We start from the raw sequence: 12,582 nt of genomic DNA, 5'->3' as shown, positions 1-12,582 counted from the left end.
GGGGCGGGTACCCGGACAGGGCGAGAGCGGGCGGGCCACCGCCGTCCGCCTGGCCCTGATGGCCGTCCCCCTCGTCTTCTTCGGGCTGTTCTTCGCCTACCCCGTCGCGGCGATCGTCGGCCGCGGCCTCAAGACCGACACCGGATGGCAGTTCGGCCGGATCGGCGAGGTGCTGTCCCGGCCCGACATCGCCGACGTGCTGTGGTTCACCACCTGGCAGGCGCTCGCCTCCACCGTGCTCACGCTGCTGATCGCACTCCCCGGCGCGTACGTCTTCGCGCGCTTCGAGTTCCCGGGCAAGCAGCTGCTGCGGGCGGTGGTGACCGTGCCCTTCGTGCTCCCGACCGTGGTCGTGGGCACCGCCTTCCTCGCACTGCTCGGGCGCGGCGGACTGCTGGACGAAACGGCGGGCGTCCGCCTCGACACCACCGTCTGGGCGATCCTGCTCGCACACGTCTTCTTCAACTACGCCGTCATCGTCCGCACGGTCGGCGGCCTGTGGGCGCAGCTCGACCCGCGCCAGGAGGAGGCCGCCCGGGTGCTGGGCGCCGGCCGGTTCGCCGCCTGGCGGCGGGTGACGCTGCCCGCGCTGGCCCCGGCCGTCGCCGCGGCCTCCCTGATGGTGTTCCTCTTCACCTTCAGCTCCTTCGGCGTCGTCCTCATCCTGGGCGGACCCGCCTACTCCACGCTGGAGGTGGAGGTCTACCGGCAGACCGCGCAGCTCCTTGACCTGTCGACGGCAGCCGTGCTGACGATGGTGCAGTTCGCCGCGATCGGCGCGATCCTCGCCCTGCACGCCTGGACCGTGCGCCGGCGCGAGACCGCACTGCGCCTCGTCGACCCGGGCCGCACCGCGCACCGGCCGCGCGGATGGGCGCAGCGCACCCTGCTGGGCGGGGTCCTGCTGACCATCGGGCTGCTCATCGTGGCGCCCTTGGCCGTGCTGGTCGAGCGGTCCTTCGACACCCCCGGCGGCTACGGAATCGGCTTCTACCGGGCCCTGCAGGACGCCGGCGCCGGTGGCGGGACCTTCCTGGTGCCACCGCTGGAGGCGATCTGGAACTCCCTGCAGTACGCGCTCGCCGCCACCGCGATCGCCCTGGTCATCGGGGGACTCGCGGCCGCGGCACTGACCCGGCGCGGGGGCCGCTTCGTACGCGGCTTCGACGCGATGCTGATGCTCCCGCTGGGGGTGTCCGCCGTGACAGTCGGCTTCGGATTCCTGATCACCCTGGACGAGCCGCCGCTGGACCTGCGGACCTCGTGGATCCTCGTGCCGCTGGCGCAGGCCCTGGTGGGCGTGCCCTTCGTCGTACGGACCATGCTGCCGGTCCTGCGCGCGGTGGACGGGCGGCTGCGGGAGGCCGCCGCCGTGCTCGGCGCGTCACCGCTGCGCGCCTGGCGGGAGGTGGACCTCCCACTGGTGCGGAGGGCGCTGCTGATCGCGGCCGGGTTCGCCTTCGCCGTGTCGCTGGGGGAGTTCGGCGCGACCGTCTTCATCGCGCGGCCGGACCAGCCGACCCTGCCGGTGGCCGTGGCGCGGCTGCTGGGGCGGGCCGGCGAGCTGAACTACGGGCAGGCGATGGCCCTGAGCACGATCCTGATGCTGGTGTGCGCGGTGTCCCTGCTGGTGCTGGAGCGACTGCGACCCGACAAGACCTCCGGAGAGTTCTGATGACGCTGCTTCAGCTGGAAGGGGTGTCGGTCCGCTTCGGCGAGCGCGCGGTCGTCGACTCCGTGGACCTGGCGGTGGCCGAGCACGAGACCGTGTGCGTACTGGGCCCGAGCGGCAGCGGGAAGTCCACGCTGCTGCGTGTCGTCGCCGGGCTCCAACAGGTGTCCGGGGGACGGGTGCTGCTGGACGGGGCCGACCAGGCCGCCGTACCCGTACACCGGCGGGGCGTGGGCCTGATGTTCCAGGACCACCAGCTCTTCCCGCACCGCGACGTCGGAGCGAACGTCTCCTTCGGCCTGCGGATGCGCGGCGGCGGGCACGGCCCGGGGCGCGGATCGCACGCCGGCCGGGTCGCGGAGCTGCTCGAACTCGTCGGCCTCCCCGGGTCCCAGGGCCGCGCCGTGGCCTCCCTGTCCGGCGGCGAGCAGCAGCGGGTGGCGCTGGCCCGGGCGCTGGCGCCCTCGCCGCGGCTGCTGATGCTCGACGAGCCGCTCGGGCAGCTGGACCGGGGGCTGCGGGAGCGGCTCGTGGTCGAGCTGCGGGGGCTGTTCTCGCGGCTGGGGACGACGGTCCTGGCCGTCACGCACGACCAGGGGGAGGCCTTCGCCCTGGCCGACCGGGTCGTGGTGATGCGGGACGGCCGGATCGCGCAGGCCGGGACCCCGCTGGAGGTGTGGCAGCGGCCCGCCTCGGAGTTCGTGGCGCGCTTCCTCGGCTTCGAGAACGTGGTCCCGGCGACGGTGGCGGGCTCGTTCGCCGCGACCGCATGGGGCAAGGTACCGGTCCCCGCAGGCTCCCCCGATGGGGAGCAGCGGCTGCTGGTCCGACCGGCGGGAGTCGTGCTCTGCGAGGCCGGCCTGCCCTGCGAGGTGGTGTCCCGGACCTTCCGCGGCACGCACGTCGCCCTGCTGCTGCGACCCGGGAGCGGCCCGGTACTGGAGGCGGAGTGCGGCCTGGCGGGGGCACCGGCCGTCGGCGACCGGGTCGCCGTGGCCTTCACCCCCGCCGAGGTCGTGGTCCTCCCGCCGGGGGACCGCTGAGCACTCCTCAGGCGGCCTTCGGCAGGACGCCGTCGCAGGCGATCTGCAGGTGCCGCGGGCCGCGCAGCACCGCGTTCTGACGGTACGGCGGCGGATCCTCCAGCAGGCGGGGGTTCTCCAGCCGGCGGGCCAGTTCGCTCAGCGCCAGCTGGGCCTCCTGCCGGGCCAGCGGCGCTCCGAAGCAGCTGTGGATGCCGCTGCCGAGCCCGAGGTGCTGGATGTCCTTGCGGTCCGGGTCGAAGCGGTCGGGGTTCTCGAACCGCTTGGGGTCGCGGTTCCCGGAGGCCAGGATCAGCCACAGGGACGCGCCCTTGGGGATGTTGACCCCCGCGACCTCGATGTCGGAGAGGGTGGTGCGCTGCGGCAGCAACTGCACCGGCGGCTCGTACCGCAGCAGCTCCTCCACGATCGGGACGGACAGCCCGGGGTCCTCGCGCAGCCGCTGGAGGACGTCCGGGTGGCGCAGCAGCGTCAGCATCCCGTTGGTGATCAGGTTGACCGTGGTCTCGTGGCCGGCGATCAGCAGCAGCGCGGAGGTGCTGAGCGCCTCCATCGTCGTCATCGCGCCGTCCGGGCCGTCCGCGGTCGCCAGCTGGGACAGCATGTCGTTGCCGGGGTTCTTGCGCCGCTCCTCGATCAGCCCGGCCAGGTACATGCCCAGCTCCATGCGGGCGTCCGTGGTGCCCTTGCCGCGCTGGGCGGGGTCACCGTCCGGGTCGGGGTCCAGGCTGGCGGCGAGGGTCTCCGCCCAGACGTGGAAGCGCGGTTCGTCCTCGTGGGGCACCCCGAGCAGCCGGCAGATCACCGTCACCGGGAACGGGTACGCGAACTGGTCGACCAGGTCGACCCGGTCCAGGTTCCCGCTGGTGGCGATGTTGTCGATGAGCCCGCCGACGAGGCCGTGGAGCTCGTCGCGCATGTCGTGCACCCGGTGCGGGGCGTGCGGAGGACCGAACGGCCGGTTCGTCATCCGCCGCAGGCGGTCGTGGTCCGGCGGGTCGAGCTTGAGGAAGGAGGGTGGCAGGGCCGTCCCCTCGTCGTCGGCCGACTGCCCCAGCGGATCGTCACCGGTCGACTTCAGGTTGCGTGCGTCGGAGCTGATCCGGGGGTCGTGCAGCAGGCTCTGGATCTCGTAGTACGTGCTCACGACGTACGGGCCGTTCCCATCGTGGGACACCGGGTTCTTGCGGAGCTCCTCGTACAGCGGATACGGGTCGGCCCGGTTCGCGTAGTCGATGATCTCCCGCAGGAGGGCTTGGGTCATGACGGGTCCTCGTGATCCTCGGGGGCGGTCGCGGCGCGGTCAGCGCCCGGGGGTGAAGGTCATCTTCCGGTCGGCCGGCGAGTAGCCGCTGAGGGTGATGGTCGGGCCGTGGGTCGGGACCGAGGGGTCGGGGAAGTCCGCCGGCACCGGCTTGTTCCCCTCCGGCCTGCGGTCCACCGTGGAGTACGGCGGCGGGAACGGCGCGGTGCTCTCGATCTGGTGCTCGTAGAACGGCAGCCACCGGCAGTTGTCGAAGGTGACGGCCGCGATCACCCGCCCCTGGTAGCCGTAGACGGCCGCGAACCGGCGCTCGGCCAGCGAGCCCTGGGTGATGAGGATCTCGGTGCCCATCGGCGGCACCCCGACCGACTTGATGTTCACGCCGAACTGCGAGGACCAGAAGGCCGGTACCCACAGGTGGGGACGGCGGTCCGCGCTCTCGCTGAGCATGTTGTGCGCGGCCGTGTCGGCCTGCGCGACGGCGTTGCCCCAGTGCTCCAGGGACAGGAACTGGTAGCCGAACAGCGCGTGCGGGGAACGTGCCACGTCACCCGCCACGTAGATGTCGTCGGTGACGATGCCCCGGACGTCGAAGGCCCGGCAGCCCGCGTCGCAGGCGATGCCCCGGGGGCCGGCGCCGAGTCCGGAACCGGCGAGCCACTCGGTGTTGCGCTGCGCGCCGAGGGAGACGACCACCACGTCGGCCTCGATCGTGGAGCCGTCGGACAGGTGGGCGGCGCGGACCCGGCCCGAGGGGTCGCCCTCCAGGGCGGTGACCATGACGCCGGTGCGCAGGTCGACCTCGTGCTCCCGGTGCATCTCGGCCGCCACCTCGCCGATCACCCCGCCGAGCGCGCCGACGAGCGGGGCGTCGCCCCGTTCGGCGACGGTCACGTTCAGGCCGCGTTCCCGGCAGGCGGAGGCGATCTCGGACCCGGTGAACCCGGCTCCGATGACGAGCACCCGGCGGGGGTTGTCGGCGAGGGCGCGCTGCAGTCCCTCGCCGTCGTCGCGGGTGCGCAGGACGAAGACCCCTTGGAGGGAGCCCTCCTCCTCGTTGGGCCAGGGCCGGGCGCGGACGCCGGTGGCGATCAGCAGCCGGTCGTACTCGACCTCGTCGCCGTTGCCGAGCCGGACCCGGCGGGCGGCCATGTCCAGGCCCGTCGCGGGGACTCCGAGGCGCCAGTCGGCGTCGATCACCCGGCGGCGGGGGAGCGCTGTGTGGTCCGCTACCGCGTGGCCCAGCAGGACCTGCTTGGACAGCGGGGGCCGGTCGTACGGCTCGTAGGGTTCGTCGCCGATCATCGTGAGCGAACCGGTGAACCCCTTCTCCCGCATGGTCTCGGCAGCCCGCAGACCCGCGAGCGAAGCGCCGACGATGACGATGCGGCCTTCGCGCTTGAGGTACTCCAGGGCCCCGTCGCGGGTGCGCTCACCGGTCACCGCGCGCCTCCGGAACCGGCGCCGGCCGCGGTAGCGGCCTCCTGGGACACCATGTCCGCCATGTCCTCGTCTGTGACTTCGAGGAGGATCGCGCCCACCGGGCAGGCTGCCACGGCGCGGACGACGTTCTCGTGCTGCTCGGCGGCCGCTTCCGGGTTGTACAGGAGCGACTCGTCGCCGTGCATGGCGAAGACGTCGGGAGCGAGGAAGGCGCACTGTGCGTATCCCTGGCAGCGGTTGAGGTCGACGACAAGCCTCATGACGGATCTGCCTTTCCCTCGGCTGTTGATCCCCGTCGCCCCCGGGGTACCCCCGGATCCTCCCCTTGTCCACCAGCATGCACGCGGTACCGGGAGGCCGCCTGCCGGAGCCACGGACCACCAGGTCAGGAGGGGTTCAGGGCGGGCCGGAGCCGTCCGTGGGCGCGGCCGTGCGCCGGACCCGCAGGATGTAGAGGCTGATCACCAGGGCCCACGCCGGGAACAGCAGCTCGGACCAGGGCACGCCGGCGCCCACCACGATCAGGACCAGGCCGACGAGCGTGCCCAGCATGGCCAGCGGCTTGGGGAAGACGCCGAGCATCCGCCCGATCATCGAGGTCGCGAGGACGAAGACCGCCGCCATGCGCATCGCGTACGTCGCGAGCAGGGCGTAGGCGTAGTGGCGGCCGAAGTCGGAGGGAGTCTCCTCGTTCAGCACGGTGCCCGCCGCCGCCGCGGCGGCGAACAGGGTGGCCACGAAGACGAAGCCGCTGCCGAGGAACACGGTGGCGACGAACCGGTCCTCGGCCTCGCCGGTGTGCGCGCGGAGGGCGCCCATGAACCAGAGGAAGAAGATGCCGGCGAAGGGAACGATCTGCAGGGCCAGCTGGACCGCCCAGCGGCGGTCCGGGTCGATGGTCGCGTCGGCGGCGTCACCGGCCGGAACGGAGATCCGCATCAGGACGATCGCCGCACCGAGGAGCAGGGCGAAGGCGACTCCGGCCATACCGGCCGCGCGCGGTGTCTGCAGCCGATCGGTCGTGGGCTCCATGAACCCCTCGCTCTCTCCCCCCGGTCCAGCAAGCGACAGCCGTCGCCGCGCCACCACCGGGGTCGGCCGACCGGGTGAGGGAGCGGTACGGGGCCGCCCGGGCCGGCCGGGCGGTCAGCCGACCGGCTCCGGTACGGCCGCAGGGGCCTCCTCCTCGGCGCCCTCGTGCTTGCCGTACCAGGCCACCGCCACCGCGCCGGTCACGGCCATGACGAAGCCGAGGACCGCCAGCCAGGCCAGGCCGGGGCGCGAGGCGTCGCCGAGCCAGAGCACTCCGATCGCGCCGGGGAGCACCGTCTCGCCGACGACGAGGGCCGCGGTCGCTCCGTTCACCGAGCCGATCTGCAGGGCGACGGTGTGCAGGTACATGCCGCCGATGCCGGCCAGCAGGATGGCGTAGAGGGCCGGGTCGGTGAGGAGGGCGCCGAGGTCGAACGGGTCGACGCCGTTGAGGATCCGTACGCCGACGCCGAGCGCGCCGAAGCCCAGGCCGGACAGCAGACCCGCCAGGATCGCGGCCCCGCCGCCGAGGAGGCGGACGGCCACCGTGCCGCCCACCATCAGCAGCGCGGTGATTCCCAGCAGCCACCAGTGCGTGGACATCGGCGCATGGTGGCCGCCCTCGTGGCCCGCCGCCGTCGCCAGCAGCACCAGCGCGGTGCAGACGACACCGATCGAGGCCCATTCCTTGCGGGTCAGCCGGATGCCGAGCATCTTCACGCTCAGCACGGCCGTGATGACCAGGTTGGCGCTGATCACCGTCTGGGAGAGGAAGAGCGGGAGGAGGCGGGCGGCCAGGGCGCCGAGCCCGAAGCCGACGAAGTCCAGGATCGTGCCGACGATGAACTCCCACGTCATCGCCGCCTTCGCGGTGGACGAGAGGTTGGGGCCGCCGTGGGCGGTCACCCCGGCCGCCGCCGGGTTCATCCGGGCGGCGCGGCGCGATCCGACGGCTTGCAGCACGGATCCCGTGCCGTAGCAGATGGATGCCGCGACAGCGGTCAGCAGGCCTATGAGCACCGATGGCTCCGTTCACGTCTGGCAGGTTTTGCGGTACCTCTGCCAGACGTTGGAATCGGCCCGGAAGTTGCCTCCGGAGCTCAGCTCATCGAAGCGAGTACGCCGGGGACCTCGTCCACCGAGTCGACGAGCGCGATCCGCGACTCCATCGCCCGGCCCCGGGCCAGTGCCCGCAGCAGGGGCCATGCCGGGAGGTGCTCGGTCCAGTGGGTGCGGCCGACCAGGACCATCGGCGCCGGCTCGCCCCGGGACCCGTAGTAGTTCGGCGTCGCGCTGTCGAATATCTCCTGCACGGTGCCGGCCGCGCCGGGCAGGAACACCACGCCCGCGGTGGACCGGGCCAGCAGCCCGTCCTCCCGGGTGGCGTTCGCGAAGTACTTGGCGATGTGCGCCGCGAAGGCGTTCGGCGGCTCGTGACCGTAGAACCAGGTGGGGATGCCCACCGAGTCGCCGCCGCCGGGCCAGCGGTCCCGTACGGCGAAGGCCGCGCCCGCCCAGTCGGACACCGACGGCTCGAAGGAGGGGGCCTTGGCCAGCAGTTCGAGGGCCTCGTCGAGGGCCTCGTCCGGGGCCGGCGCCAGGTAGGCGCCGAGGTTGGCGGCCTCCATCGCGCCGGGGCCGCCGCCCGTGGCCACGGTCAGCCCGGACCGTGTCAGCGCCCGGCCGAGCTCCGCGGCACCGCGGTAGTCCGCGCAGCCCCGGGACATGGCGTGGCCGCCCATCACGCCCACCACGCGGGCGGCGAGGAGGTGCTCGTCGAGGGCGTCGGAGATCGCGTCGTCGTGGACGGAGCGCAGCATCGAGGACAAGACGTCGCCGTCGGTTCCGGTCTCCTGGAACCAGGCGTACGTCTCGGCGTCCGGGGTGGCCTCGTAGCCGCCGGGCAGCCCCTCGAAGAGCTCCTCCGGCGTGTAGAGCAGGCCCCGGTACGGGTTGAAGGGCAGGTCGGGAACGGGCGGGAAGACCAGCGCGCCGTCCGCACGGACCTTCGCCGAGGCGTCGGGCTCCATCGCGCAGCCCAGGAAGACGGCCGCCGAGGTGTCGGCGGCCAGCAGCGCGAAGGTCCGCTCCAGCAGGTTGACCGACTGGATCCGGTAGCCGCTGAGCGAGCCGCGTGCCACGACCTGGTCGAATTCGGCGAGCGTCTCGATCTCGATGTCTGCGTTGACCATTCGGCCCACCCTAAGGGCTGTACGCCTCAGCGGGTCAGTGCCAGCGACGTCAGCTGTGCCACACCCCAGCTGAGGGGTACGCACACGGCCACGAGCGCGGTGGCCCGCAGACCCGCCGCCGTACGCAGGACCCTTGCGGGAGCGGCCAGATCGAGCAGGGCCTTGCGTCCGGCGGTCTCGGTCCGGCGGGTCTCCATCGCGGATGTGAGAAGGGTCGCGGCGGCGCACAGGGCCACCAGGGCGACGGCCGGCCAGGCCAGCGGACCGAGCGGTACGTGCAGCCCGCCGCGGTCCCGCAGGGCGAGGGCCGTCAGGGCCCCCGCGGCGACGGAGCACAGCACGCCCAGCGGCGGCCCGATCCGGGAGGCCTGCTCCTGGAGGGACCGCCCGGCCAGCAGCCGCAGCGCACCGGGGCGCACGGCCTGGACCAGGCTTCCGCAGGCGTAGGCCAGACCGGGTCCGGCGAGGGCGAGCCCGACCGCGGTCAGCGTCCAGCCGGCGAGGACCCCGCCGCCGTCCCGGCCGGCGTAGGCCTCGGTGGCGAACCCGCAGGCGGTCAGCGCGATGCCCCAGGGCAGGGCGGTCTGCGGAGCCAGCGGCCGGTGCGGACGCAGCGCGAGGGCGGTGGCGGCCGAGGCGGTCAGGGGTACGAGGGCCAGCAGGGTCAGGGCGGCCGCCACGGGCAGCGGCTGCTCGGCGTGCAGGAGCCGGGAGCCGGAGCCGTCGAACGGCAGGCCGGCGAGGTCCCCGCGGAGGTGGAGGAAGAGCGCCAGGGCCAGGGCACTGCCCAGGGCGCAGGCGACGGCCGTGGAGATCGCGGCGGCCAGGGCCAGGCGTACGGGTCCCAGCCCGGCGGCGTCCAACCCCTCGCGGGGCCGGGTGGCGGGGTCGGCCCGGGCGACGGCTACGGCGAAGTGGACCGTCGCGGCCAGCGGGACCAGGGCCCACAGCAGGCGAGGGAACGATCCGGCGGGCCGGGCCACGGCTCCGGCGAGTACGTACAGCAGCAGGAAGCCGGTCCCGGCGGAGGCGGCGGCGACGAGCAGCCGCCGCAGCTGGACGAGGGGCCGGGAGCCGCGGGCTAGGCGGAGAGCGAGCACGCGGCCTGGCCCTCCGGGGTGTCGGGGACCGGGGATGCGGCGGCGTTCACCGCGAGGCGGCCGTCGACCAGGTTCAGACGGCGGTCCGCGACGGCCGCGGTGGCCTCGTCGTCGGTGGCCAGCAGCACGGTGATCTCGTGGGAGCGGGCCGCGGTGGTCAGCGTCCGCAGCAGCAGGGCCCGGTCGGCCCGGTGCAGCGGGGCGGTGGGCTCGTCGGCGTAGATCACCGAGGGGACGTTGACCAGGGCTCGGGCCAGGGCGACCCGCTGGCACTCGGCGCGGGTCAGGGAGGCGGGGCGCTTGCGGGCGAAGGCGCCGATGTCGAGGCGGTCGAGCCATTCGCAGGCGGCGTGCTTGGCGCTGCGGTGGGAGGCCCCGGAGAGCAGCAGGGGCAGGGCGGCGTTCTCCCAGACCTTCAGCTCGGGCAGCAGCTGGGGTTCGCTGCCGAGCCAGCCGAAGCGGTCGCGGCGCAGCCGCTCGCGGGACAGGTCTCCCATGGTGTGCACGGGGACGCTGTTGAACCAGACCTCGCCCTCGGAGGGGCGCAGCTGCCCGGACAGACAGCGCAGCAGAGTGGTCTTGCCGCTGCCGCGCGGGCCGGTCAGGGCCACGATCTCGCCCGGGCGGACCCCGAGGGAGACACCGACGAGGGCGGGGGCTCCGTCGTGCGCGTAGTGAAGGGACCGCGCCCAGAGCACGTCGTTGTCCGGCGGGGCATTCTCCGGTGGGGCCACCATGGCGTACACCTCCGTCCGAGGGAACGAAACGGAGCCCTTCCGGTCACTGGCGCCGCAATGAGATGTAAAGAGATGAACCTCTTGGATGCCGACAGCACACGGCCCGAACCCCCGCGTTCTCACTCGAACGGAGGATCCGGGCCGTGTGTTCGGACTATTGCAGCCTCGGACTATTTACAGCCCGGTCACAGCTTGGTCCAGGCCTCGGTGAGCACCGAGCGCAGGATCCCCTCGATCTCGTCGAAGGTGCCCTGGTCCGCGGTCAGCGGCGGCGCCAGCTGGATGACCGGGTCGCCCCGGTCGTCGGCCCGGCAGTACAGGCCGTTCTCGAAGAGGGCCTTGGAGAGGAAGCCGTAGAGCACGCGCTCGGTCTCCTCGTCCGTGAAGGACTCCTTCGTGACCTTGTCCTTGACGAGCTCGATGCCGTAGAAGTAGCCGTTGCCGCGGACGTCGCCGACGATCGGCAGGTCGTGCAGCTTCTGCAGCGTCTGGAGGAAGGCGCCCTCGTTGTCCAGCACGTGCTGGTTGAGGCCTTCCTTGTCGAAGATGTCGAGGTTGGCCAGGGCCACCGCGGACGACACCGGGTGTCCGCCGAAGGTGTAGCCGTGCAGGAAGGTGTTGTCGCCCTTGTAGAACGGCTCGGCGAGGCGGTCCGAGACGATGCAGGCGCCGATCGGGGAGTAGCCCGAGGTCATGCCCTTGGCGCAGGTGATCATGTCCGGCACGTAGCCGAACTTGTCACAGGCGAACATCGTGCCGAGGCGGCCGAAGGCGCAGATCGTCTCGTCGGAGACGAGGAGCACGTCGTACTCGTCGCAGATCTCGCGGACCCGCTGGAAGTAGCCGGGCGGCGGAGGGAAGCAGCCGCCGGCGTTCTGCACCGGCTCCAGGAAGACGGCGGCGACGGTGTCGGCGCCCTCGAAGAGGATCTGCTGCTCGATCTGGTCGGCGCACCAGCGGCCGAAGGCCTCGGGGTCGTCGCCGTAGATCGGGGCGCGGTAGATGTTGGTGTTCGGCACCTTGTGCGCGCCGGGCACCAGCGGCTCGAACGGAGCCTTGAGGGCCGGCAGACCCGTGATCGACAGGGCGCCCTGCGGGGTGCCGTGGTAGGCGACCGCACGCGAGATGACCTTGTACTTGGTGGGCTTGCCCTGCAGCTTGAAGTACTGCTTGGCGAGCTTCCAGGCGGTCTCGACGGCCTCGCCGCCGCCGGTGGTGAAGAAGACCTTGTTCAGGTCGCCCGGGGCGTAGTTCGCCAGGCGCTCGGCGAGCTCGACTGCCATCGGGTGGGCGTAGGACCACACGGGGAAGAAGGCCAGCTGCTGCGCCTGCTTGTAGGCGACCTCGGCCAGCTCCTTGCGGCCGTGACCGGCGTTGACCACGAACAGTCCGGCGAGACCGTCCAGGTAGCGCTTGCCCTTGTCGTCGAAGATGTAGGTGCCCTCACCACGGACGATGGTGGGGACGGGGGAGTTCTCGTAGGACGACATGCGGGTGAAGTGCATCCACAAGTGGTCGTACGCGGTCTTGGACAGGTCCTGGGTCACGGTTATCGGGTTCCCCACATGTAGGTCTGCTTCTTCAGCTTCAGGTAAACGAAGCTTTCGGTAGACCGCACGCCGGGGAGCGTGCGGATCTTCTTGTTGATCGTTTCCAGCAGGTGGTCGTCGTCCTCGCAGACGATCTCCACCATCAGGTCGAACGAGCCGGCGGTCATCACCACGTATTCGCACTCGGCCATCGCGGTCAGCGCGTCGGCCACCGGGTCGAGGTCGCCCTCGACGTTGATGCCGACCATCGCCTGGCGCCGCAGGCCCACGGTGAGCGGGTCGGTGACGGCGACGATCTGCATGACGCCCTGGTCGAGCAGCTTCTGCACGCGTTGGCGTACGGCAGCCTCGGACAGGCCGACGGCCTTGCCGATCGATGCATAGGGACGGCGACCGTCCTCCTGCAGTTGCTCGATGATCGCCAGGGACACAGCATCGACCGAAGGGGACGGTTGTCTGTTCCTGGAATCTGCGCTTCGACTGACCACGACCTCACTGTGCACGAGGGTCGTCTGTTCCGCAAGACGGAATCGATGAAATCCGTTGTTT

The 12,582-nt window shown here is 72.2% G+C and carries 11 protein-coding genes and 1 pseudogene; 2 read left to right on the top strand and 10 right to left on the bottom strand.

All coding sequences use genetic code 11. The annotated features are described in order from the left end of the window. Positions 1-58: 58 nt before the first annotated feature. Positions 59-1,675: an ABC transporter permease gene (locus OHA91_RS11590; RefSeq protein WP_328741121.1), complete on the top strand. Its 1,617-nt coding sequence runs from the start codon at positions 59-61 to the stop codon at positions 1,673-1,675. Then, positions 1,675-2,715: an ABC transporter ATP-binding protein gene (locus OHA91_RS11585; protein ID WP_031148754.1), complete on the top strand. Its 1,041-nt coding sequence runs from the start codon at positions 1,675-1,677 to the stop codon at positions 2,713-2,715. Before OHA91_RS11590 ends, OHA91_RS11585 begins: the two co-directional genes overlap by 1 nt. Positions 2,716-2,722: 7 nt before the next feature. On the opposite strand, the gene OHA91_RS11580 is transcribed toward OHA91_RS11585, so the two are convergent. From OHA91_RS11580 to OHA91_RS11535, 10 genes and pseudogenes are all read right to left on the bottom strand, one after another. Then, positions 2,723-3,979, bottom strand: a complete 1,257-nt coding sequence (locus OHA91_RS11580; protein WP_031148756.1) for a cytochrome P450 — start codon at positions 3,977-3,979, stop codon at positions 2,723-2,725. Positions 3,980-4,018: 39 nt separating this feature from the next. After that, on the bottom strand, positions 4,019-5,422 hold the full coding sequence (locus OHA91_RS11575) for an NAD(P)/FAD-dependent oxidoreductase (protein ID WP_031148758.1): 1,404 nt from the start codon (positions 5,420-5,422) through the stop codon (positions 4,019-4,021). Next, positions 5,419-5,682 carry a ferredoxin gene (locus tag OHA91_RS11570; RefSeq protein ID WP_031148760.1) on the bottom strand — a complete coding sequence of 88 codons (264 nt, stop codon included), beginning with the start codon at positions 5,680-5,682 and terminating at the stop codon, positions 5,419-5,421. Before OHA91_RS11570 ends, OHA91_RS11575 begins: the two co-directional genes overlap by 4 nt. 136 nt (positions 5,683-5,818) lie before the next feature. Then, positions 5,819-6,454: a hypothetical protein gene (locus OHA91_RS11565; protein ID WP_031148762.1), complete on the bottom strand. Its 636-nt coding sequence runs from the start codon at positions 6,452-6,454 to the stop codon at positions 5,819-5,821. Between the two features lie 114 nt (positions 6,455-6,568). Continuing rightward, a complete protein-coding gene (locus OHA91_RS11560) occupies positions 6,569-7,474 on the bottom strand; it encodes a DMT family protein (protein WP_031148764.1) in 906 nt (301 codons plus the stop codon). A gap of 80 nt (positions 7,475-7,554) precedes the next feature. After that, positions 7,555-8,646 (bottom strand): LOG family protein, encoded by a 1,092-nt coding sequence (locus tag OHA91_RS11555; RefSeq protein WP_107064665.1) that lies wholly within the window; start codon positions 8,644-8,646, stop codon positions 7,555-7,557. Positions 8,647-8,672: 26 nt separating this feature from the next. Next, positions 8,673-9,746 (bottom strand): hypothetical protein, encoded by a 1,074-nt coding sequence (locus OHA91_RS11550; RefSeq protein WP_328739211.1) that lies wholly within the window; start codon positions 9,744-9,746, stop codon positions 8,673-8,675. After that, positions 9,728-10,384: pseudogene (locus OHA91_RS11545) on the bottom strand (ABC transporter ATP-binding protein); the annotation flags it as partial. The gene OHA91_RS11550 and the pseudogene OHA91_RS11545, both read right to left, overlap by 19 nt. Before the next feature lie 284 nt (positions 10,385-10,668). Beyond that, complete coding sequence (locus OHA91_RS11540) at positions 10,669-12,048, bottom strand: aspartate aminotransferase family protein (RefSeq protein WP_209441479.1); 1,380 nt, start codon at positions 12,046-12,048, stop codon at positions 10,669-10,671. Then, positions 12,033-12,536, bottom strand: coding sequence for an Lrp/AsnC family transcriptional regulator (locus OHA91_RS11535; RefSeq protein ID WP_007266859.1), 504 nt, complete (start codon positions 12,534-12,536; stop codon positions 12,033-12,035). Before OHA91_RS11535 ends, OHA91_RS11540 begins: the two co-directional genes overlap by 16 nt. Between the last annotated feature and the right edge of the window lie 46 nt (positions 12,537-12,582).

The organism is Streptomyces erythrochromogenes, from assembly GCF_036170895.1.
GTDB lineage: Bacteria > Actinomycetota > Actinomycetes > Streptomycetales > Streptomycetaceae > Streptomyces > Streptomyces erythrochromogenes.
Note: the sequence above shows the minus strand (reverse complement) of the source record. Positions and strands in the feature narration are given on the sequence as shown.